This window comes from Legionella waltersii, from assembly GCF_001468085.1.
Taxonomy (GTDB): Bacteria; Pseudomonadota; Gammaproteobacteria; order Legionellales; family Legionellaceae; genus Legionella; species Legionella waltersii.
Map to the genome: position 1 here is coordinate 182583 of NZ_LNZB01000051.1, position 21954 is coordinate 204536.

The window sequence follows — 21954 nt, forward strand, 5'->3', positions numbered from 1 at the left end:
ACCTCGGTTTTGTACAGTACAAACCGAGCCACGACCGTAAGGGAGTGGATAATCTGATTCACAACACTTAATTTCAGCAACAAGATTGGGTGAATTGCTAAAAAAGTGTATAATCCCAGTTTTTGTTACACAAAATTTAAACATGAATCTTGAAAAATTGTACGATGTCATTGTAGTAGGGGGTGGACATGCTGGTACTGAGGCTGCATTAGCGTCAGCACGTATGGGAGTTCAAACTCTTTTGCTAACTCACAATATTGACATGCTTGGTCAAATGTCATGCAACCCTGCAATTGGAGGTATTGGGAAAGGGCATTTGGTTAAAGAAATTGATGCATTGGATGGCATCATGGCAAAAGCCGCAGACCAAGCGGGCATTCAATTTCGGATCTTAAATGCATCCAAAGGCCCGGCCGTTAGAGCAACTAGAGCTCAAGCCGATAGAGTTCTTTATCGCCAAGCAATACGCTCCCAATTACAAGCCCAACCCAATCTAACTCTATTCCAGCAAGCCGTTGATGATTTGTTCATTGAGAATGGTCGAGTCACCGGTGTAGTCACCCAAATGGGTATAACCCTAAAAGCGAAAGCAGTGGTTTTGACCGTTGGTACCTTTTTGGGTGGAAAAATTCATGTCGGCATGAGTCAATATGCTGGAGGCCGAGCAGGCGATCCACCATCAATTGCTTTAGCAAACAGTTTACGTGATCTTGATCTGCCCGTTGGACGTTTAAAAACAGGTACTCCACCACGCATAGACAGAAGAACGATTGATTTTAGCCAAATGACTGTCCAACCAGGGGATACTCCCCTGCCGGTATTTTCTTACTTAGGTACTGCTGAAGATCATCCAGAACAAGTTCCATGCCATATTACGCATACCACAGAAAGGACTCATGAAATTATTCGTAATAATTTGGACAAATCTCCTATGTACGCCGGCATCATTGAAGGAGTTGGTCCAAGGTATTGTCCTTCGATTGAAGACAAGATTGTCCGCTTTGCTGATAAAAATTCTCATCAAATATTTGTAGAGCCTGAAGGACTCACTACTGAGGAAATCTATCCTAATGGCATTTCAACCAGCCTACCCTTTGATGTGCAGGTACAATTCGTTCGTAGTATTAAAGGCTTTGAAAACGCGCACATTACTCGACCTGGCTATGCCATTGAATACGATTATTTTGATCCTCGTGGTTTAACTACTTTTTTACAAACTAAACCCATACCTAATTTGTTTTTTGCAGGTCAAATCAATGGAACAACTGGTTATGAAGAGGCGGCTGCACAAGGCATCATTGCTGGAATGAATGCGGCTTTACAAGTTCAAGACAAAGAACTGTGGTGCCCACGACGTGATGAGGCCTACATTGGAGTTCTTATTGATGATTTAATTACTTGTGGCACACAGGAACCCTATCGAATGTTTACCTCCAGAGCGGAATATAGACTCTTATTACGCGAAGACAACGCCGATCTCCGCCTAACAGAAAAGGGGCGCGAACTCGGTCTAGTGGGAGATAGACGCTGGGAAGCCTTTTCTTTCAAGCGTGAAGCCATCAAGTCGACTCAGAACTTATTGCAAAATACTTGGGTTAGAGTAAGCCATAATGATGTGTTTAGTGATTTATTAGAAAACCCTATGCAACATGACTGCAGAGCCGCAGAATTCCTAAAGCGCCCAGAAATCAATTATCAGCACTTATTACTTGTTGAAGAATTAAATCTACCTAGTTTAGCTTTGGATGTCATGGAACAAGTCGAAATTCAAAGTAAATACGCTGGATATATTGAAAGACAACAACAAGAAATTGATAAATTACGTAAATACGAAAACACGGCTTTACCAGATTCGCTGGATTACTCACAAGTCATTGGTCTGTCCAGTGAGGTGGTGCAAAAGTTAAATCGAATTAAGCCTACAAGTATTGCACAAGCTGGAAGGATATCGGGGGTCACACCCGCCGCATTATCCCTGTTATTAGTTCATCTAAAGAAAAATCGGGACTATGCTTGAACACGATATACAACTTCTAAGTCAAATTGAAGACGGTGTAAATTCATTGCATTTAAGCTCAATCAGCGAGACTTTATTGCAATACTTACAACTCCTTCATAAGTGGAATGATGCCTATAATCTAACCGCCATTCGCCACATGTCTGAAATGATCAATAAGCACCTAATGGATAGCTTAGCTATTTTACCCTGGATAAAAGGAAAACGAATCATCGATGTCGGAACTGGTGCAGGTTTGCCAGGGATCCCTCTTGCCATAGCTAAGCCAGATTTGCAATTTGTACTCCTTGATAGCAATGGTAAAAAAACTCGTTTTCTTCTTGAAGTCAAAAGACAGCTTCATCTAAATAACGTTGAAATTGTACAAAATCGAGTCGAAAACTACCAACCTGGGCTAGGTTTTGATACAGTATTAAGCAGAGCATTTAGCAGTCTTGAACAAATGACGGTTTGGACACAACACCTTATTGCTCCTAAAGGGATATGGCTTGCGATGAAAGGCAAGGTCCCAACAGACGAATTAAGCAGCATTAAATACCCTTTTAAAGTAGAGGAATATACGGTCAAAGGCATCGCTGGTGAGCGCTGCTGTGTCCTGATTGATAACAAGAACAAGGAATAATTATGGCGAAAGTCATAGCCATTGCCAACCAAAAAGGTGGAGTAGGTAAAACAACTACAGCCATCAATTTATCCGCATCACTCGCTGCTAGTAAACAACAAGTGCTGTTGATTGATCTCGACCCTCAAGGCAATGCCACAATGGGTAGTGGGGTCAATAAGAACGAATTGGTTCATACGACCAATGATGTACTATTGCATGATGCCCTTGCAGAGCAAGCATGCCTTTCTACATCTTGTGGTTATGATTTACTGCCCGGAAATCAGGATTTAACGGTTGCTGAAGTCAGTTTGATGGAGCGCAATCATAGAGAAACCTTTTTGTACAAGGCACTGCAACCTATTCAAAGAAACTATGATTATATTATTATCGATTGCCCTCCTGCTTTAAATACGCTAACGATCAATGCTTTTGTTGCTGCGGATTCCGTTTTAATCCCGATGCAATGTGAATACTATGCACTTGAAGGCTTAGCAGCTTTACTGTCTACCATAGATCAAGTCAAATCCACAGTAAACCCTCGATTGCATATTGAGGGAGTTCTCCGCACCATGTATGATGCTCGCAATCGCTTATGCGCAGAAGTCTCAAAGCAATTATTGGAACATTTTCCATCTAAAGTATATAGAACTGTAGTTCCTCGTAATGTTCGATTGGCAGAAGCACCAAGCCATGGATTATCGGCACTGCAATACGATAAAAGTTCTCAAGGAGCAGCTGCCTATATGGTTTTGGCATCTGAAGTATTAAGCAAACAAACAGTAGCAGGTTAGATTGGGGTTGAAATATGACAGTAAAACGCGGCGGCTTAGGACGTAATTTATCTGCCTTATTAGGCCCATCAAGTAGTAACCTATTTGTGGATAGACCTAACAATGAACAGCTGAAACTCGCTGTAACTTGCCTGCAACCAGGTAAATACCAGCCACGTGGTGAGATAGAAGAAGCCCCATTAATTGAGCTTGCAGAATCCATTAAAAAACAAGGGCTTATACAACCCATCGTGGTGCGCGAACTTGAAAGTGGACGATATGAAATAATCGCGGGAGAACGCCGTTGGAGAGCCTGTCAACTTGCTGGACTTACAGAAGTCCCTGTAATTCTCAAGCAAGTTGATGACGAAACTGCCATGGCCATGGCCTTGGTTGAAAATCTACAAAGGGAAGATTTAAATGCTATGGATCAAGCAAGAGCCATGCACCGTTTGACCACGGAATTCGCATTGACTCATCAACAAGTTGCTGATCTCTTAAGTAAATCAAGAACAGCTGTTAGTAATTTTCTACGTTTAATGTCTTTAGCAAACAGCGTGAAGAAGCTTTTGGAAAACGGTGATTTAGACATGGGGCATGCTCGTGCGCTTCTTACACTTGATGAAGAACAACAAAATCAAGTTGCACAACTGATAGTCGTAAAGTCTCTATCTGTTCGTGAAACTGAACAACTCGTAGAACGAATAAAACAGGGTAAACCAGCTTTACATCAATCAAAACCCAACTTATCAGAGATAGATACCGTGGTTCAGCAACGAATTCAGCATCTAGGACAACAGCTAAAAACTAAAATTAGCATCAAACAGGATAATAAAGGAAAAGGATCATTAGTTATACATTATAAAACACCACAGGATTTACAGCTGATTGTCGATCAATTGATAAATTAAAGTCATAACTATTCACCCTATTACTCAACATCAATCAGAGCCGCGACTGTAAAGGAGCGGAACTGCTTATAGTGCACATAGTTCCGCCAACTGCTCGCCTCCCTAACAGTCGCTGCTCGGATTGGTTCATGCTAAATTATGATAGCAGCAGGCAACAACAATCGGTGGGGACGGACCCCACTGGGGTCCGTCCCCTAAGGTCAGTGCTGGGGTCCGTCCCCTAAGGTCAGCGTACGCAATAGTGCTTGCTTAATTATGGTGTACGGTTACTTAAACTTTTCATAGGTTATTTGGCTTTAGTTATTGTTCACATTAATCCCAGGCTTGGACTATTATTATACATATGGATAGTATTATATGAGAAAATGGTGTTAATTGAACCAACTACCCCCATAGCAATTAGGATTCAAATTGGTAGAAACCAGTTTGAAAGTAGATTGGTAAGCCTCTCAGAAACAGAAATTGAACTCACAACGAATCATTATTTTGAAAAAGAGACTCAAATTCATTTTCTGGCGAAATATTTTAGAGGCCTAGCTGAGATCAAAGAAATACACTTTATTAATTCAAGTTTTATCTATAAATTAGAAATCATGAACATTCAGTTTCAACCGGGTTTATTGATTAATACCCGGTTGTGAACTGAAACGGATTAAAGCCAGTAGACAAAGATAAAGAGGAACAACCAGACAACGTCCACAAAGTGCCAATACCAAGCAACTCCTTCGAAAGCAAAATGGCGTTCTGGAGTAAAATGACCGCGTTTGCATCGAATTAGGATCACGATAAGCATAATGGTACCGATCGTCACATGAAGTCCATGGAATCCAGTGAGCATAAAAAATGTCGTGCCATAAATACCAGCACCTAACGTCAAATTCATTTCTGTGTAAGCTTCATGGTATTCGTAACTTTGTAACATTAGGAACAAAATACCCAAAGCAATCGTAAGAGACATTCCAGTCAGTAATTGAGTGCGCTTTTGCAACTTTAGCGCCCAATGAGCCCATGTAATCGTCACACCAGATGTTAAGAGAATAAGCGTGTTAATCGCAGCCAACCCCCAAGCTCCCATCGCTTCATGAGCACCCGCAAAAATTTGATTGTCTGGGTTAGTTAACAAAGGCCAGGTCGATTTAAAATCACTCCAAAGTGTATAGTGAGTGATTGGATGCATTTCCCCACCCAGTAAAGGTATAACCCAATATCGCGCAAAAAATAAGGCTCCAAAAAAGGCACCGAAAAAGCACACCTCTGAGAAGATAAACCAACACATCCCCCATCGGAATGATTTATCCACTTGCATGTCATACACGCCTTTACTATTTTCATAAATGACTTGTCCAAACCAACCAAACATCATGAAAATTAAAATGCATAAGCCTGTTGTAAACACGTAGGGACCGTACCAATCATGGTGTACCCACGAAGCTGCTCCCACCAAGGTAGTAGTCAGACCAATAGAGCCTACTAAAGGCCAATGACTAGGTTTAGGGATGTAATAACTGCCTTGAGCTCCCATTGTATTCTAATCTCCTGTTACATGTATTGTTTAAGCCAAAAGTGACTAATTCATTGTTCTACCCGTGACATCAAACAGAGTATAGGACAATGTTACCGTTTTAATGTCTTTAGGCAAATCCGTATCCAGATGGAATAATAATGGCATATTCATCGCCTCATGCCCATTTAGTGTTTGCTGTGTAAAACAAAAGCACTCTGTTTTCTTTAAATATTTTGCCGCAATTCCAGGGGTAACGCTAGGGATAGCTTGAACTGTCATTGGGTGATCCGTTTTATTTTCAGCATAAAATGCTAATTTCACTATCTTCCCGGGGTGCACTCTTATCTTATTTACCTTTGGGTAAAAAGCCCATGGAACTCCACTGTTGTTTGTTGCAATAAACTCAACCAGTATTTCTCTATCTGTTGCTATTTTTGCTTTGCTTTCATCATAATCAACGGCCTTCATGCTGGTTTTGCCATTAATTCCCAAGCTACTACAAATGCTATTATAGATTGGGACTAAAGCAAAACCAAAACCAAACATTCCTAGAACAATTAAGGCTAAAAGAACAAGTAACTTTCTCTGCTTCCTCTCTTCTACCATTTACAGCGCCTTAGTGAACATGTGGCGGAGTAGTAAATGTGTGGTAAGGAGGAGGAGAAGGTAATGTCCACTCTAAACCATGAGACCCTTCCCATACTCTAGCAGTCGCAATGTCTTTGTCAGTGCCTCTTTTTCGAATTGTTTTAATGACGTTGTATAAGAACAGCAATTGCGAAAATCCAAATATAAACGCACCAATAGAAGCCATCATATTAAAATTAGTGAATTGCAACGCGTAATCTGGAATTCGACGAGGCATACCGGCAAGCCCCAAGAAGTGCATAGGAAAGAATGTTAAATTCACTGAGAATACTGAAAGCCAGAAATGCCATTTTCCAATTTTTTCGCTGTACATATGGCCAGTCCACTTAGGAAGCCAGTAATAGGTAGCAGCCATTAACGCGAAAATAACTCCTGGTACAAGTACATAATGAAAATGAGCTACCACAAAATAGCTGTCTTGATATTGAAAATCTGCTGGAACTAGTGACAACATTAAACCCGTAAATCCACCAATCGTGAATAAAAAGACAAATGCCAAAGCAAATAACATGGGTGTTTCGAAGGTCATTGCACCTTTAAACATGGTTGCAACCCAGTTAAACACCTTAATACCAGTTGGGACTGCAATGAGCATGGTTGTGTACATAAAGAAAAGCTCAGCCCCCAAAGGCACACCGGTTGTAAACATATGATGAACCCATACAATAAATGAAAGTAGGGCAATACTTACAGTTGCATACACCATAAAGTGGTATCCAAACAGAGGCTTACGACTAAAAGTTGGTATGATCTCAGAGATTACTCCAAAAGCAGGTAGAACCAAGACATAAACCTCTGGATGCCCGAAAAACCAAAATATGTGTTGAAACAGTATGGGATCGCCACCACCAGCCGCGCTAAAAAAGCTTGTGCCAAAGTGTCTATCCGCCAACATCATAGTAACAGCGCCCGCTAAAACTGGCATGATTGCAATCAATAGAAAAGCGGTAATTAACCATGTCCAAACAAAAAGAGGCATTTTCATCAGCGTCATTCCAGGCGCTCTTAAATTCAATATCGTTGCAATAATGTTAATAGACCCCATAATGGACGAAAGACCCATCATATGCACCGAGAAGATCATAAAGTCCGTACTTGGAGGGGCAAATTTTGTAGATAGCGGCGCATACATAGTCCAACCAAAATTTGGACCACCGCCACCATGAAACATGGTAGAAAATAATAGACAAAAGGCAAATGGCAATATCCAAAAGCTCCAGTTGTTTAATCTTGGCAAAGCCATATCAGGAGCACCTATCATCATCGGTATCTGCCAATTTGCCATTCCAGTAAATGCAGGCATAACGACACCAAACAACATCACTAAACCATGCATGGTGGTCATCTGATTAAAAAAGTTTGGATCCACAAAGCGATGCCCAGGCTGAAATAATTCGGCTCTAATCACAAGAGCCATTGCACCTGCGACAAAGAAGCTAATCATAGCAATCCATAAATACAAAGTACCAATGTCTTTATGGTTGGTTGTAAATAACCATCTTTTTATAAAACCCATAAATCCTTTACCTTGCTCTGGGCCATGATCCTCATGAGCCTCTTCTGCATGTGCTAATCCGTATTTCATTGAAAACCTCCAGCTTTAGCTTTATTGACCATGGTCGGTTTTGTATCGTTACCATTCCGCACTGCCGCAACGTCTGCGGGTTGCACTATATCGTTTGTATTATTACCCCATGAATTACGCTCGTAGGTCGCTACAGCAGCAATTTCCTCATCACTTAATTGGTCTTTGTAAGCTTGCATCGCAGACCCTGTTACACCGTTAAGTATCAGTTCTATGTGTCTTGAGATTGGTTTACCCACTGCTATCGAGCTACCTTTAAGAGGGGGGAACATGGGCGGCATTCCTGTTCCATCTGACTTATGACAAGCAGCGCAAATTAACTCGTATTTTTGTTTTCCTAAAGTCATTAACTCATCTCGCGTCATTGTCTTTTGCGCTTTAGGGCTGCCTTGTGTAGTTGCGTAGCTGTCTTCTACTTGGGTTTGTTTGCTTACCCAGTCATTAAACTCATCGTCTTCAACCGCACGCACTACAATGGGCATAAATCCGTGATTGATGCCACAAAGTTCAGCGCACTGCCCGCGGTACACACCTGGGGTATCAATTTTAGCCCATGCTTCATACATAAACCCAGGAATAGCATCCCTTTTTACACCTATCTCAGGCACCCACCAGGAATGAATAACATCCGTAGAAGTCACTAAAAAGCGAATTTTTTTATGCACGGGAACTACTAGAGGTTTGTCCACTTCTAATAAATACCATTGGCCTTTTTTTTCTTTATTTTCTCTTTGATCAAAAGCAGTCGACATATTACTAAAAAAGCTAATACCCTGATCAAGGTATTGATATTGCCATTTCCATTGAGATCCCACTACTTTAATCGTTACATCTGACTCCGCGCTATCATTCATACGGACTAATACTCTTGTAGCAGGGATTGCAAGTCCAACTAAAATTAAAAATGGGATTATAGTCCATACAATTTCTAGGCGTGGATTATCATGGAATTTTGCCGGGACGTACCCTTTAGACTTCCTATGATGAATCAGCGAGTAAATCATGACCCCAAATACTACAACACCGATGACAGCACAAACTGCCATGCATACCATATGTAAGTAATACATATCCTTGCTTAAAGGAGTAACTCCTCTATACATATTCACTTGCCAGTAATCAGCTGCTGCAAGTAAAGGCTGCGTCATCGCCAGAGTAGAAAGTGTCACTATCAATTTACAGATCTTTAACCTGTTTAACATCCCAATCCCTCATCTATTAAAATGGCCGGCTTTCCCGGCCAATATCTTAACCTTCTCAATTATTTTAAGAATTGCTCTACCACAAGGTGTAATTACCTTTGGTTTTCGATTGACTGACCATGTATTTGATCGCCTCAATGACCTCGTCTGTTGAGCAATGGTCACAACCTCCATTTTTAAGGTGCTTCGGCCCATTAATCGTATTTTCAAACAAGACATCCATGTTCTGGGCAATCAATGGTTTCCATATTTCTTTGTCCCCAACCTTTGGTGCACCTAATTTACCTTCACTGTGACAAACTGCACAATTCTCATTGTATATATTTCGGCCATTAGACGGGAATTTCTTATAACCGCCTTTGCTTAAGTCTATCCACTGTGCCCTTGTCAGAGAGGCATTTAGTAAGTAATCAACAGATGAAATGATGTCATTATCAGAGCAAGTTACACAAGCTCCTTTAACGGGCATTTGGTTGTAACCATGTATTACGTGTCGATATAATCCAGTTAAACCGCTGCTCTGCAATCTGGAGTACCAGTTTGCAGCGTCGCCGATTACTGGAGCGCCCATCTTATTGTCTTGGTGGCATATTTCACAAGCCTTCAAATACACCTGCCGTCCACGCGCTATTGATGGGGGTTGTTCAGAGGGTGAGACTCCCAAATACTCCTCACTTTCCACCGTTTTTAGATAGGTAGCAATTGCAAGCTGATCTTCTGAACTGAGTCGGCTTAAGCTGTTATGGTTTACTTCCGCCATTGGACCCGCTACTGGACCAGCATTATTGATTAATGTACTTGCTTTGAAAACGTCAGCAACTTGCTGAGTAGAAGCTGACTCTAATCCATATTTAGTGATATTTGGCGCCCAATATCCATCGATAAAGGCACCTGTTAAATAATATCTGTTTTTAGCAGCGCCAAAGATGTTCATTGGCGTATGGCACATGCTGCAATGGCCTAAAGTATCAACTATATACTTACCACGGTTCCATTGTGGAGATTGATCTGGGTCGTATTCGATGGAGTTCTCTTGAGGGAAGAAAAATAACAAGTTCCATCCCCAAAGCGAGAACCGTGCTCCCGGAACGCCAAAGGGGAATGGTAGGGCTTTGTTCTCTAATTTAACCGGTGGAATGCTCATAAAATAAGCATACAATGCTTTTGCATCCTCATAAGTCATTTTAGAAAAATACACAAAGGGAAATACCGGAAAATAATTTCTTCCTTTGGGATCACGCCCATCTTTCAGTGCTCTAATGAAATCTTTTTCAGTCCAGTTACCAATCCCCGTCTCTTTATCCGGAGTAATGTTAGGGCTGTAAAATGTTCCGAATGGGGTATTTATCGGTAATCCACCAGCAAAAGCAGGTGTTTTTCCCTCTACATCAGTATGACAAGCAATACAGTCACCCATTTTTGCTAGGTATTCGCCTCGCTTGATTAACTCTGCCTGCTCTGGAGATGAAGAAGTAGTTGGAGGGTACTTTGGGTAATACGGATTCATGATCTGCTCAACAGGAGAAAACAAATCGTTACCTTTTGGTTGTTCGCCTTCAGCGAGTGCTTGATTTCCTGTAACAGCCACCGAAAGGATAAATGCCGTCACAATAAAGTTGAATTTTAACAAAGAGCGCACGCCCCCTCCTATTTGTTCTTATTTTGCACGATCTCTTAAGGAGACAGAATAATTGAAGCATTTTATACTCCTCAAGCATTAAGTTGCAATGCCCTTTATACCTAAATTCGGCACTTGATGTGTTCACAGTGCTTTTAACTGCTGAATTCAGGGCAACCAATTAATTACTAACAGATTATACGCATCACTGCTATAATCCCATCTCTTTAATTTAAGAGACGTTTAATAATGACATTCATATCCGCGATTTCATTAGCTGAGTTACAAGAAAATAATCGAATTGTTAAAGAAATTGAGGGCCGTAAGATCCTATTTATTTGGCATGATAATCAAGTATTCGCCATTCAATCTCAGTGCCCCCATTTAAAATTGCCTTTGGCGAAAGGTAAAATTACGGAGTCTTGTTCAATTGTCTGTCCTTTTCATAAAAGCGAATTTGATTTGAATACGGGTGAAGCTAAATGTTGGTCACCATGGCCACCTGTTGTTGGCAATGTATTGGGTATGATTTCAAAACAAAAAAACTTGAACGTTTATCCAACTCAAGTTGAAAATGGACAGGTATTCGTTCAGATGGCATAAAGATAGGAAAATTGAAGTGAAGATATTTAATGCGATGTTCTCAAAAGTCAATGGCGGTTTAGAGCAAGTTTTCTTAAATTTTATTCCGGCATTAAACTCACAAGGAAATCAAGTTATCTCCATCATTCACCCTAAAGCGCAAATTTTAAACAGCTGTCCTAAAGAAAATTTAGTCACAGTTCACAACTTTAACCAACACGATGTCTTTGCTATTTATCGATTAAAAAAACTCCTCAAGGCACATCAGCCCGATTGTGTTGTAACCCATAGCTACAGAGCCGCTTATTTATTCAAAAAGACAAGAACCCATATCCCCAAAATTTCAGTATGTCATGTCAAAGGTCATTATGAATTTGGAGCAGATGCTATCATTGCCCTCACCGATCAAATGAGGGATGATATCATTGCGTCAGGAATACCTGAGCACAAGGTCTATACAGTACCTAATCTTATCCATATTCCCGAGCACTTAACCCAAAGAGAACCAAGAGAAACCAAAACCCCCATTATTGGAGTTTGTGCACGTCTAGCTCACATCAAAGGCGTTGATGTGTTCATAAAGGCGATTAAGGAACTTAAAAATAGGGGGCTTTCATTCAAAGCTCATATCGCGGGGGATGGCAAGGAGCGTGATGCATACCTTCAACTGATTAACGAACTGGACTTGCAACAAGAGATTTCATTATTAGGCTGGGTCGATGATAGAGAATCGTTTTATAAGAATATCGATATTTTCTGTCTACCCTCAAGAGAAGAAGCCTTTGGCTTAGTCATTTTAGAGAGCATGACTCATTCTTTACCAATGGTACTCAGTAAATTGTCTGGTCCAATTGATATTGTTGGTAATTCAAAGAGTGCTGTTTTGGTTCCTCCGGAAGATCCTATTCAGTTAGCAAACGCTTTAGAACTAGTTATCCGCGATAAAAACTTAGCTAAAGAACTGGCAAAAAATGCATTTCAGAGAGTACAACATTACTCCAACGTCAATGTAGCCCCATTGCTTCAGGAAACTTTAGAAAAAATTTGCCACAACCACAGTCATTAAAGCTCATTGTTTTTCAGATATGTTATAATTTAACCTTTTATCACATCGACAAATACCATGTTCATTTTCTTAAATGGATTATTGTTAGGGCTTTCTTTAATTATGGCCCTTGGGCCACAAAACCTATTTTTAATTAAACAAGGAGCCCAAAAGAACCATGCTGGTTTATCCGCTGTAGTATGCTTTATATGCGACGTTATACTAATTTGCGGAAGCATTGTTGGTTTGCATGAGCTGCTAGAAAAGCATCCTTCTTTACAAATTTGGATGCTCTACTTAGGCTCAGCCTTCTTGTTGTATTACGCCTACAAGAACTTAAGAAGTGCTTTTTCTAAGCGCGGCAGCAATAATCAAGAGCCTGCCCATTCCCATACCCGTCTGCAAATCGTCTTATTTGCATTGGGGTTTAGTTTACTTAACCCACATGCCATCATTGATACCGTAGTTATTGTTGGAAGCGGGAGCAGTCAATATCCTGATCATCAAATAGCTTTCATGATGGGAGTAATTTGCGCGAGTTTTATTTGGTTCTGCTCACTAACATTCACGACAAAATACTTCTCTAATGTTCTAAGCAAAGAGAGAATATGGCAGGGAATTGAATTGATTAGTGGAGTGCTGATGATTTATATAGGTTGTAAACTTCTGTTAACTGGATTATAAATAAAGTAGAAAGGGCCAATCAGTGTGTCGCCAATTGACCCAGTGGATTGACACATAGCAAGTCCAACCTCGCAGGCAAACTATCTCATAGATAAGCATTTAATGTCAATCATTTTGCCTAATTTCATACCCCCATTGTTGTCTTGCCCATATTTGTTTAAAATGATTTATTTTTAAGCTGATGAGTCCATCATGTTTTACGGCGATACCATACAAGACACAAGGCAGCTTTTCTTTAGTAGCTGGGAAAAATTTAATGGCAAAATGCAGCTTTCTGCTCTAGAAAACCAAATTGCGCAAGTCATTCAAGAACACCCCGAATACCATTTCATTTTTAATAAAAAAGAACCATTTATAGAACAAGCCTATTACCCTGAACTAGGTCAAACGAACCCTTTTTTACACATGGGTCTGCATCTGGCTGTAAGAGAACAGATTGCTACAAATCGCCCTGATGGAATTCAGGCTAGCTATAACCAACTCCTTGCAAAGTATCAGGACTCCCACTCAGTAGAGCATATGATTATGGAGCAATTGGCTGAATGCTTGTGGCTATCCCAGAAAAATAATACCCCTCCTGATGAAGCCAATTATCTAAATCTTTTGAGCAAACTTTGATATTCAGTTAAGATGAGACAATTATTGATGCGTTTGAATGAACTATGGAAAATCAAGAAGAAACAACTCACTTTGGATTTCAATCCGTAGCTTGGGATGATAAAGAAAAAAAGGTAGCGGATGTTTTTCACTCCGTTGCAAAAAACTATGACTTAATGAACAATATTATGTCTTTTGGTATCCATCATTTATGGAAGAAAATAACCAGCGAACTCAGCAACGTACGACCAGGACAGGTCATTCTGGACTTAGCCGGTGGAAGCGGAGATTTAACACGACTTTTTTCTCGGAAAGTAGGTGATACGGGGCTAGTGGTTTTAGCCGATATTAATTCAGCCATGCTGAATGTTGGTCGTAATCGTTTGCTCGATGAGGGCCTATTTAAAAACATCCGTTTTGTCCAAGGAAATGCAGAATACCTCCCATTCCTCCATGACAGTTTCCATTGCATTACCATGGGCTTTGGATTGAGAAATGTAACGGATAAAGAAGCCGCATTACGCTCTATGTACAATGTCTGTAAACCAGGTGGCAAGATAATGGTCTTGGAGTTTTCAACACCCAGTTTTCCAGGATTAAAACCGCTCTACGATTGGTATTCATTCAATATACTGCCTAAAGTAGGAAAATGGATAGCCAATGATGAAGAAAGTTATCGATACCTTGCTGAATCAATTCGCATGCATCCCAATCAATCGCAATTAAAAAACATGATTGAAAAAGCAGGATTTGAAGATTGCCATTATCACAATTTAAGTGGTGGCATTGTAGCATTGCATGTAGCCTATAAATATTGAGTTGATTATGCTGAAAAAATACTCCTTAAAAGCTTTAGAAATTGCCATAAACCAAACTCTCAGTCTTGATGAGAACATGCCGGAAAAACTTCAGCAGCTCAATGAAAAAGTAATTGAAATGGTGGTTTCTCCATTAAATGTGCGATTTTATATTCACTTCCATCATGGAAAACTACTCCTTCTGGATGAGTTTGATGGGTCAGCAAACACCACCATTCATAGCAATCCTCTCGGCTTAATTCGCCTTAGTGTGCTACCTGCGTCGAAAGCGCGCTCCTTGTTTAATGATAAAATTCGCATGTCAGGTGATATTGAACTTGGCCAAGCGGTAAAGAAGCTATTTGATGAAATCGATATCGATTGGGAAGGTCATTTAGCTCAATTTACTGGGGATGTGGTTGCCCATCAAATCGGAAGTTTTTTGCGAAGAGGATGGGAGTTTCAGAAAAAATTGACTCAATCAATGCAACAAAATGTCACCGAGTATCTGCAAGAAGAGCTGCGTGCATTTCCACCAAGAAATGAACTGGTTGATTTTTACAATGACGTTGATGAGCTGGCAATGCAAGTTGAACGCCTAGACGCCCAAGTATCTTGGTTTAGAAAACAGCATGAAAAAAATTAAATTACTCTTAAAGCCAATTTCTATTGGTGTAGTCATTCTAAGGAAAAGTATTAACCTGATTAGAACTTTGCTAAAAGCAATTCAAGGATTTTGGTTTATTCGTACAAAAGTTCATTCGTTTAAAAAAGATAACGGTCACCTTCATAAATCTCTTGATTCATTAAAACCAATTATTCAAGAAATCGATAGAGTAATGTCATCTCCTGATCTGCTGCATGACAAATTGTCTTCTGTGATTACTAAAATCCAGCAAGGTGTTCAAAGGAAAGAAGATAAAACCAACCCTAAAATAATCGACCATGAGTTTCATAACATGGCAAACCAACTGCATTCGATTCTGAATGAAGGCTTAGGATTAGATTCAAGTGGCTCAAGAATCATTGAAGCTGAACCGATTGTTCAACAGCCATTTGCTACGCAAGCTCAATTAACTCATTTTAATCACGATTTAGATGATTTATCATTAGAAATTACGCGACTTGAAGGCCATATTCAACAACTGATGAACTGTTATGAAATCAATTAGGCAATTAATTCGACTTATTTATATCAATTACATTTTAGCAAAAAATGGTCTTGATAACGTCGTGGTATCGCTGAGATTATTTGCTCCTTTGCGTTTTATGGTGTATCTCAATCCCTGGAATTGGTTTCGCAAGGAGAAACTTTCTAATGGAGAAGCTCTTCGTAAAACCCTCGAACAACTAGGGCCAATTTTCATCAAATTTGGCCAGGCTTTATCCACTAGACCCGATATATTGCCCGATGACATAGCAAGAGAGTTGAGTAAACTTCAAGACAAAGTACCTCCTTTTTCCAGTGAAAAGGCCTTAAACATCATTGAGCAGACTTATGGCCAATCTGCTTACGACATCTTTGCTCAATTTGACCCAGTTCCCCTAGCATCTGCTTCAATGGCTCAAGTGCACGCGGCGACTTTAAAAACGGGTGAAGATGTGGTTGTTAAAATCCTTAGACCCAACATGCGTCGAATTATACAACAAGACTTAAGTATTATGCACACCATTGCTAACTTAGCTCATCGATACTGGTCTGAAAGCAAACGATTCAAACCTAAAGAAATTGTGGATGAGTTTGAAACGACATTGCTGGATGAACTCGATCTATTGCGTGAGGCAGCCAATGGCGCCCAACTAAGACGGAATTTCCTCAACTCTCCGTTATTGTACATACCAGAAATTTATTGGGACTATTGCAGTACAAATCTCATGGTCATGGAGCGTATTCATGGAATTCCCGTTACGGACATAAGTAGCTTAAAAGATCATAATATAGACATTAAAAAACTCGCTGAACGTGGTGTGGAAATTTTTTTCACTCAAGTTTTCCGCGATTGTTTTTTTCATGCAGATATGCATCCTGGCAATATATTTGTTTCCTATAAACATCCTAGCGATCCACAATACATTTGTATTGATTTCGGCATCATTGGAACCTTAACTGACAGCGATAAACGCTATTTGGCTGAAAACCTTCTAGCCTTTTTCAATCGAGATTATAAGCGAGTTGCTGAGCTGCATGTCGAATCAGGATGGGTATCAAGAAATACACGTATCACTGACTTTGAAAGCGCGATAAGAACAGTGTGTGAGCCTATTTTTGAAAAGCCCCTAAAAGATATTTCATTTGCACAAGTGGTATTACGGCTATTTCAAGTCGCTCGGCGATTTCATATGGAAGTCCAGCCTCAATTAATCCTTTTGCAGAAAACACTACTCGCTATCGAGGGCTTAGGAAGACAACTCTACCCTGATCTTGATTTGTGGGCAACCGCAAAGCCTTTTCTTGAACAATGGCTAAAAGACCAAATTGGACCTAAATCCTTCATGGAGCAATTAAAGCTAAACTTACCTTTTTTTGCAGAACAACTTCCACACATGCCTAGACTGTTGTTCGAACTACTTGAGTTCAAAAAGGAACAGCTATTGTCTCAGAAAGAAAAAGATAAATTAAACGCTGAACTTGAAAGTCAAACCATTCAATGGAGAAGCCTTGGTATCGGTGTATTTCTCACCAGTTTATCATTAGGACTAATCAACTATTTTGACTTACTGGATTCTAATCATTTAACATCTTTAAGCATTACTGGTACTGTATTAGCAGGTTTATATGTACTCATCACTAAAAAAATAAGGAATAATTAATATGGGTTTAAGTGGAATAAGTCCTTTATCATTATTACTCATTCTTGCCATAATTATTGCCCTGTTCGGCACATCGAAGTTGAAGACTATTGGCTCCGATTTAGGTGAAGCCATTAAAAACTTTCGCAAGGCGATGAGTGATGAGGGCAGCAGTGAAAAGCAAAATGACGAGCAAAAGCCATCATGAGCAGCGGGGAGTTAATTCTGATACTTATTGTAGCATTAATAGTGTTTGGACCAACAAAACTCCCCATGTTAGCAACCCATCTAGGTATTTTATTTAGGAAAATCAATCAGTTTAAAGACCAACTGTCTACTCTATGGCAAGAGCAAGTCAATCAAATTCAATTGCACGAAAATAAGCGCAAAGCTGAAGAAGGGGATAAGAAATACTCCATTAAGGATAACGATCAAGTGTAGTTAGGATAACTGTGAGGATAGAGGAATCACGGTGACGGACCCCAGTGGGGTCCGTCACCAACTAGAGACTATTTCGTTCATACAAATCAATCTCAAATCTCTTTATCCGCTTATGGCAATAGGGAGCCTTTTGATGTTTGCAGAATCACGGGGACGGACCCCAGTGGGGTCCGTCCCCAACTAGAGACTAGATCGTTCATACAACTCAATCTCCAAATCTCTTTATCGGCTTATGGCAATAGGGAGTCTTTTGATGCTTGAAGTAATAATCTTGATGGTAGTCTTCAGCTGGCCAAAAGGTCTGGACTTCTAATAGCTTTGTTGCTACTTGATACCCTCTGTTTGTAAGCTCCTTTATTAAACTCAGAGCCTCTTTCTTTTGATCCTCATTATAATAAAACACTGCACTCTTGTATTGATAACCAATATCAGGCCCTTGACCATCAACTTGTGTCGGATCATGAGTTTCAAAAAAGCACTTCAGCACATCATGATAGTTCGTTTTAGAAGGGTCATAGACTACACGAACGGCTTCATAATGCCCGCTATTTCCCGTGCAAACATCTTCATAAGAAGGTTCCACGACATGTCCACCCGTATAACCAGACTCCACCTTTAGTACACCTGGAATTTGCTTTAAGTAATACTCAACTCCCCAAAAACACCCCCCTGCAAGTATAGCCTCTTCAGTGTCAGTTACCTGGGCATTAGCCACAAAATCTAACGATGCTGAATTTACACAATGGCGCAAATTATTAGGAGTAAAGTATTCCCCTGTAAACACATGCCCCAAATGAGCATCGCATCGAGCGCATAGGATCTCCATTCTTTGCCCATCTGCGTCCGGAACTTGTTTGACGGCATTAGAAATATCGGCGTCAAAGCTCGGCCAGCCACAACCAGAACTGAATTGACTGTTGCCCCTGAATAACGCTAATCCACAACGCCTGCATAAGTAAGTTCCATTATTTACCACTTGATTATACTGACCTGTATGTGGGTATTCGGTGGCTTTATTGCAAATGATTCGTTTTGCGCTAGGAGTTAAGCTGCTTGTTTTATCGAGTTTTGTGTTCAAGATAAAGTCCTTTTTTAGGAAGAGAAACACAGGTTACGGTCCTGTGGACCTGCACGAAGGTACGTTTTATTTTTCCGCTCCCTGACGGTCGCGGCTCGGATTTGATTGGGAAGATACACCAATAACCGAGCTACGAGCGTCAGGGGGCGGATAAGGCTTACTCAGCTTATTGCGCTTGACAAATTTTATCTGCCATATAACCAATCGCGCCTGCATAATAGATGGAATTATTGTAGCGCAAAATCATCTTGTAATTAGGAAACGCTAAAAACGTTGGACCTCCAAATGGCTGAACAATACTCGCTTCCAAATTTTGATTAGGTAATGGCTCTCCACTCTCAGTTCGCACGCCTAATGCATTCCATTCGCTCACTGGTTTTATAATGCTCTTTCCTTCCAACTTCATGTCGAAGTTTTTAGGTAATTTGACTTGAATTGCCCAGGGTTCACCAGTATGCCAACCATTTTGTTTCATGTAGTTCGCAATGGAAGCAAAAACATCTGGCTTACTTCTCCAAATGTCTTTTTTACCATCACCATCATAATCCACCGCGTATTTGACCCAACTGGATGGTAAGAACTGGGGTTGCCCAGAAGCACCGGCCCACTCTCCTTTGAAATCCGTTAAACTAACATGACCATCATTCAAAATATGAAGGGCTAAGAATAACTCTTTTCTAAAGAAATCTTTGCGTTTTGAATCATAGGCTAAGGTTGCTAGGGCTTTAATCACTGGGAAATTGCCCATGTAGGTTCCGTAGCTGGTCTCCATGCCCCAAAATGAAACTATAAAACAGGGGTTAACCCCGAAATGTTGCGCCACATCATCCAGAATTTCTTTATTTTTCTTGTACTCTTTGCGACCAATCGCTATTCGGTAATTATCCGCACGAGTAGTTCTGTATTTCATAAATGTTAGACGATGCTCTGGTTGAGAATGTGAAAAACTCTTAATTTGACGACTTGGTTCACGAATACCCGCGAAAGCTTGATCAAAAACAGCTGGAGAGATGCCTTGTTTTAAGGCTTCTACTCTTACGTCAGCAACCCATTGATCCCAATCTTGACTCGCAAAAGTCATTCCACTGAACAACAAACTAATAACAATAAGGAGGCCCCACTTTTTCATCGCTCTTCCCCTAATTTTATAATTATAATTCTCTACTATTTTGCTTACTCTTGAATGTTACAATTTTAGAACAACTTCCATACTACTTTATTTTTTTTATATAAATCACTATTTTAAAATATTCTCATCCGTGTATTCTAATAAGATAGACCATATCTTCTCAATTAGCCTAATATGGAAATGAAACACTTGGATGTCTCCACGATTCATGGTGCGTTTTTAACTGCTTGTGAAGCAATTATAATCAACCGCGAAAACCTGAATGCCATTAATTTATTTCCAGTAGCGGATGGGGACACCGGAGATAACATGTCCTCAACTGCCTTGGCTATTATAACCCACTCTTGCAGCAAATCATCCTTAAAAGAAACATTGCAATCACTTGCCCATTCGGCTCTTTTAGGAGCTCGAGGAAACTCCGGGATGATCTTTTCTCAGTTCTTCAACGGACTGACAGAAGCTGAAGTAAGTGCAGAAAAGATTGACCCACCAACTTTCGCACAATTAATCTCAAAAGCGAGTGCAAGTGTCCGCTCCTCTATATTAAACCCCGTAGAGGGTACAATAATAACGGTTATCGACGCTTGGTCAGCCAGTATCAACAAATTAGTAAAAGAGTTCAATTGTTTTAAAAAAATGCTGTCTGCAACTTTGTCTGAAGTCGCTCTTGCTTTGCAGAGTACAGCCATCACTTTACCCGTTCTAAAAGACGCAAAAGTCGTTGACTCTGGCGCCTTAGGATTTTATCACTTTATCAATGGATTTGTTGACTATTTAAATAATCCTCGTGAAATTAACAAAGAACACCTGCAAGTTGGGCAAACTGAAACACTTCATGAGCCGCCTTCTAACGGCATACAACCAACCCAACGTTACTGCACTGAAATATTGCTCAGTGGTAACGATCTTAATAGAACCGATATTGCCAAAAATTTAGAACAATTCGGTGACAGTGTAGTGAGTAGTGGTAACTCCACTCTCTGTAGAGTGCATGTGCACTGCAAACAACCCTCTCTTGTTTTTGAAGCGCTGATGAAGAAAGGAACAATTACTCAAGCTAAAGCAGAAGATATGTTGAGGCAGTTCCAGATTATACACCAAGCAAAATATCCCATTGCTTTGGTCACCGATTCCAGTGCTGATATTCCACAGAGCATTCTTGATCACTATCAAATTCATATCATTCAACTCAACATGCATCTTGATGAGCATCATTTAATTGATCGCATTTGCGTGAATCAGGAGACATTTTACAACAATCTACCCAAGCTAAAAAGTTACCCCAAAACCTCATTTCCTTCACCCGCACTCATTAAGACGCAAATAAGTCATTTAGCCAAGCATTACCAAGAGGTATTGGTTTTACCAATCGCACAATCACTAAGTGGCACTCACGATGCAATCGTTAAAGCATCGGAAGGGATGAAGAATGTTCATGTCATAAACTCACGCCTTACCTCAGTTGGCCTGGGATTTTTAGTGTCTCATGCCGCCCAATTGATTGATTCTGGCTTAGACATAAACAACATTAAACAGCAACTACTGCGAAAAATTCCTAACATCAACGTCTATGTGTATGTGGATCAATTTGAATCTCTAATCCGCAGTGGGCGCATCAGCAGGCTAAGTGGAAAAATCGCGCAATTTGCCAATCTTAAGCCGATAATTACTCTTGATGAACTTGGTAAAGCAGTCGTATTCGATAAAGCATTCAGTGAACTAAAAGCTTGGGATAAAATAATTCAGCATGCAAAAACACGAAGACCAGACGGTGCAATTGACAACTATGCGCTTGTACATGCAGGGGTTCCCGATAAAATTCAGCAATTTGCTAAGCTTACTTCAGAGTCCTTTAACAAAGAGCCCCTGTTTATAGAACACGTCTCAACAGCGCTTGGTCTTCATGCTGGGAAGGGGGGGATAGGGTTGGCTGTCATGCTGGAATAGAGCTA

General features: G+C 40.3%; 23 protein-coding genes. 16 read left to right on the top strand and 7 right to left on the bottom strand.

The window, feature by feature from the left end; translation table 11 throughout:
• Positions 1-142 precede the first annotated feature (142 nt).
• The 5 genes from mnmG (at position 143) to Lwal_RS10550 (ending at position 4943) form a co-directional block, all read left to right on the top strand.
• Positions 143-2017, top strand: coding sequence for a tRNA uridine-5-carboxymethylaminomethyl(34) synthesis enzyme MnmG (gene mnmG / locus Lwal_RS10530; RefSeq protein WP_058480755.1), 1875 nt, complete (start codon positions 143-145; stop codon positions 2015-2017).
• Complete coding sequence (rsmG, locus tag Lwal_RS10535; RefSeq protein ID WP_058480756.1) at positions 2010-2639, top strand: 16S rRNA (guanine(527)-N(7))-methyltransferase RsmG; 630 nt, start codon at positions 2010-2012, stop codon at positions 2637-2639. Before mnmG ends, rsmG begins: the two co-directional genes overlap by 8 nt.
• A 2-nt stretch (positions 2640-2641) precedes the next feature.
• The gene (locus Lwal_RS10540; protein ID WP_058480757.1) at positions 2642-3412 is read left to right on the top strand and encodes a ParA family protein; all 771 of its coding nucleotides are present in this window, start codon (positions 2642-2644) and stop codon (positions 3410-3412) included.
• 14 nt (positions 3413-3426) lie between these two features.
• On the top strand, positions 3427-4302 hold the full coding sequence (locus Lwal_RS10545; protein WP_058480758.1) for a ParB/RepB/Spo0J family partition protein: 876 nt from the start codon (positions 3427-3429) through the stop codon (positions 4300-4302).
• Positions 4303-4667: 365 nt separating this feature from the next.
• Positions 4668-4943, top strand: a complete 276-nt coding sequence (locus Lwal_RS10550) for a hypothetical protein (RefSeq protein ID WP_331712946.1) — start codon at positions 4668-4670, stop codon at positions 4941-4943.
• 11 nt (positions 4944-4954) lie between these two features.
• Here Lwal_RS10550 and Lwal_RS10555 read toward each other — a convergent pair whose 3' ends face one another.
• The 5 genes from Lwal_RS10555 to Lwal_RS10575 all read right to left on the bottom strand — a co-directional run bounded on the left by Lwal_RS10555 (position 4955) and on the right by Lwal_RS10575 (position 10748).
• The gene (locus Lwal_RS10555) at positions 4955-5824 is read right to left on the bottom strand and encodes a cytochrome c oxidase subunit 3 (RefSeq protein WP_058480759.1); all 870 of its coding nucleotides are present in this window, start codon (positions 5822-5824) and stop codon (positions 4955-4957) included.
• Positions 5825-5869: 45 nt separating this feature from the next.
• The gene (locus Lwal_RS10560) at positions 5870-6412 is read right to left on the bottom strand and encodes a cytochrome c oxidase assembly protein (RefSeq protein ID WP_058480760.1); all 543 of its coding nucleotides are present in this window, start codon (positions 6410-6412) and stop codon (positions 5870-5872) included.
• Between the two features lie 10 nt (positions 6413-6422).
• Positions 6423-8039, bottom strand: coding sequence for a cytochrome c oxidase subunit I (gene ctaD, locus Lwal_RS10565; protein WP_058480761.1), 1617 nt, complete (start codon positions 8037-8039; stop codon positions 6423-6425).
• Positions 8036-9241: a cytochrome c oxidase subunit II gene (gene coxB, locus Lwal_RS10570; protein ID WP_058480762.1), complete on the bottom strand. Its 1206-nt coding sequence runs from the start codon at positions 9239-9241 to the stop codon at positions 8036-8038. Before coxB ends, ctaD begins: the two co-directional genes overlap by 4 nt.
• A gap of 76 nt (positions 9242-9317) precedes the next feature.
• Positions 9318-10748 (bottom strand): c-type cytochrome, encoded by a 1431-nt coding sequence (locus Lwal_RS10575; RefSeq protein WP_231951065.1) that lies wholly within the window; start codon positions 10746-10748, stop codon positions 9318-9320.
• A gap of 360 nt (positions 10749-11108) precedes the next feature.
• Between Lwal_RS10575 and Lwal_RS10580 the strand changes: the two genes are divergently transcribed.
• The 10 genes from Lwal_RS10580 (at position 11109) to Lwal_RS10625 (ending at position 17795) form a co-directional block, all read left to right on the top strand.
• Positions 11109-11462 carry a Rieske (2Fe-2S) protein gene (locus Lwal_RS10580; RefSeq protein ID WP_058480764.1) on the top strand — a complete coding sequence of 118 codons (354 nt, stop codon included), beginning with the start codon at positions 11109-11111 and terminating at the stop codon, positions 11460-11462.
• 16 nt (positions 11463-11478) lie between these two features.
• Positions 11479-12507: a glycosyltransferase family 4 protein gene (locus tag Lwal_RS10585; protein WP_058480765.1), complete on the top strand. Its 1029-nt coding sequence runs from the start codon at positions 11479-11481 to the stop codon at positions 12505-12507.
• A 57-nt stretch (positions 12508-12564) separates the two neighbouring features.
• A complete protein-coding gene (locus Lwal_RS10590; RefSeq protein WP_058480766.1) occupies positions 12565-13170 on the top strand; it encodes a LysE/ArgO family amino acid transporter in 606 nt (201 codons plus the stop codon).
• 192 nt (positions 13171-13362) lie between these two features.
• Positions 13363-13788, top strand: a complete 426-nt coding sequence (locus Lwal_RS10595; protein ID WP_058480767.1) for a DUF1841 family protein — start codon at positions 13363-13365, stop codon at positions 13786-13788.
• Between the two features lie 44 nt (positions 13789-13832).
• Positions 13833-14585 carry a bifunctional demethylmenaquinone methyltransferase/2-methoxy-6-polyprenyl-1,4-benzoquinol methylase UbiE gene (gene ubiE, locus Lwal_RS10600; RefSeq protein ID WP_058480768.1) on the top strand — a complete coding sequence of 251 codons (753 nt, stop codon included), beginning with the start codon at positions 13833-13835 and terminating at the stop codon, positions 14583-14585.
• Between the two features lie 7 nt (positions 14586-14592).
• Entirely contained in the window at positions 14593-15210 is a 618-nt protein-coding gene (locus Lwal_RS10605) for a ubiquinone biosynthesis accessory factor UbiJ (protein WP_058480769.1), read from the top strand.
• A complete protein-coding gene (locus Lwal_RS10610) occupies positions 15197-15736 on the top strand; it encodes a hypothetical protein (protein WP_058480770.1) in 540 nt (179 codons plus the stop codon). Before Lwal_RS10605 ends, Lwal_RS10610 begins: the two co-directional genes overlap by 14 nt.
• The gene (gene ubiB, locus Lwal_RS10615; RefSeq protein WP_058480771.1) at positions 15723-17375 is read left to right on the top strand and encodes a ubiquinone biosynthesis regulatory protein kinase UbiB; all 1653 of its coding nucleotides are present in this window, start codon (positions 15723-15725) and stop codon (positions 17373-17375) included. The genes Lwal_RS10610 and ubiB overlap by 14 nt, the downstream gene beginning before the upstream one ends.
• A gap of 1 nt (position 17376) precedes the next feature.
• The gene (gene tatA / locus Lwal_RS10620; protein WP_058480772.1) at positions 17377-17562 is read left to right on the top strand and encodes a twin-arginine translocase TatA/TatE family subunit; all 186 of its coding nucleotides are present in this window, start codon (positions 17377-17379) and stop codon (positions 17560-17562) included.
• The gene (locus Lwal_RS10625; protein WP_058480773.1) at positions 17559-17795 is read left to right on the top strand and encodes a twin-arginine translocase TatA/TatE family subunit; all 237 of its coding nucleotides are present in this window, start codon (positions 17559-17561) and stop codon (positions 17793-17795) included. Before tatA ends, Lwal_RS10625 begins: the two co-directional genes overlap by 4 nt.
• A 205-nt stretch (positions 17796-18000) precedes the next feature.
• On the opposite strand, the gene Lwal_RS10630 is transcribed toward Lwal_RS10625, so the two are convergent.
• The gene (locus Lwal_RS10630; RefSeq protein WP_058480774.1) at positions 18001-18873 is read right to left on the bottom strand and encodes a bifunctional methionine sulfoxide reductase B/A protein; all 873 of its coding nucleotides are present in this window, start codon (positions 18871-18873) and stop codon (positions 18001-18003) included.
• 166 nt (positions 18874-19039) lie between these two features.
• Positions 19040-20002: a lytic murein transglycosylase gene (locus tag Lwal_RS10635; protein ID WP_058480775.1), complete on the bottom strand. Its 963-nt coding sequence runs from the start codon at positions 20000-20002 to the stop codon at positions 19040-19042.
• Between the two features lie 180 nt (positions 20003-20182).
• Here Lwal_RS10635 and Lwal_RS10640 point away from each other — a divergent pair, with 180 nt between their 5' ends.
• A complete protein-coding gene (locus tag Lwal_RS10640) occupies positions 20183-21949 on the top strand; it encodes a DegV family protein (RefSeq protein WP_238584291.1) in 1767 nt (588 codons plus the stop codon).
• The last annotated feature ends 5 nt before the right edge of the window (positions 21950-21954 follow it).

Coding starts and splice junctions, on each gene's coding strand:
- mnmG (WP_058480755.1), top strand. CDS start 143: ATGAATCTTGAAAAATTGTACGATGTCATTGTAGTAGGGGGTGGACAT.
- rsmG (WP_058480756.1), top strand. CDS start 2,010: ATGCTTGAACACGATATACAACTTCTAAGTCAAATTGAAGACGGTGTA.
- Lwal_RS10540 (WP_058480757.1), top strand. CDS start 2,642: ATGGCGAAAGTCATAGCCATTGCCAACCAAAAAGGTGGAGTAGGTAAA.
- Lwal_RS10545 (WP_058480758.1), top strand. CDS start 3,427: ATGACAGTAAAACGCGGCGGCTTAGGACGTAATTTATCTGCCTTATTA.
- Lwal_RS10550 (WP_331712946.1), top strand. CDS start 4,668: ATGGTGTTAATTGAACCAACTACCCCCATAGCAATTAGGATTCAAATT.
- Lwal_RS10555 (WP_058480759.1), bottom strand. CDS start 5,824: ATGGGAGCTCAAGGCAGTTATTACATCCCTAAACCTAGTCATTGGCCT.
- Lwal_RS10560 (WP_058480760.1), bottom strand. CDS start 6,412: ATGGTAGAAGAGAGGAAGCAGAGAAAGTTACTTGTTCTTTTAGCCTTA.
- ctaD (WP_058480761.1), bottom strand. CDS start 8,039: ATGAAATACGGATTAGCACATGCAGAAGAGGCTCATGAGGATCATGGC.
- coxB (WP_058480762.1), bottom strand. CDS start 9,241: ATGTTAAACAGGTTAAAGATCTGTAAATTGATAGTGACACTTTCTACT.
- Lwal_RS10575 (WP_231951065.1), bottom strand. CDS start 10,748: ATGAATCCGTATTACCCAAAGTACCCTCCAACTACTTCTTCATCTCCA.
- Lwal_RS10580 (WP_058480764.1), top strand. CDS start 11,109: ATGACATTCATATCCGCGATTTCATTAGCTGAGTTACAAGAAAATAAT.
- Lwal_RS10590 (WP_058480766.1), top strand. CDS start 12,565: ATGTTCATTTTCTTAAATGGATTATTGTTAGGGCTTTCTTTAATTATG.
- Lwal_RS10595 (WP_058480767.1), top strand. CDS start 13,363: ATGTTTTACGGCGATACCATACAAGACACAAGGCAGCTTTTCTTTAGT.
- ubiE (WP_058480768.1), top strand. CDS start 13,833: ATGGAAAATCAAGAAGAAACAACTCACTTTGGATTTCAATCCGTAGCT.
- Lwal_RS10605 (WP_058480769.1), top strand. CDS start 14,593: ATGCTGAAAAAATACTCCTTAAAAGCTTTAGAAATTGCCATAAACCAA.
- Lwal_RS10610 (WP_058480770.1), top strand. CDS start 15,197: ATGAAAAAAATTAAATTACTCTTAAAGCCAATTTCTATTGGTGTAGTC.
- ubiB (WP_058480771.1), top strand. CDS start 15,723: ATGAAATCAATTAGGCAATTAATTCGACTTATTTATATCAATTACATT.
- tatA (WP_058480772.1), top strand. CDS start 17,377: ATGGGTTTAAGTGGAATAAGTCCTTTATCATTATTACTCATTCTTGCC.
- Lwal_RS10625 (WP_058480773.1), top strand. CDS start 17,559: ATGAGCAGCGGGGAGTTAATTCTGATACTTATTGTAGCATTAATAGTG.
- Lwal_RS10635 (WP_058480775.1), bottom strand. CDS start 20,002: ATGAAAAAGTGGGGCCTCCTTATTGTTATTAGTTTGTTGTTCAGTGGA.
- Lwal_RS10640 (WP_238584291.1), top strand. CDS start 20,183: ATGAAACACTTGGATGTCTCCACGATTCATGGTGCGTTTTTAACTGCT.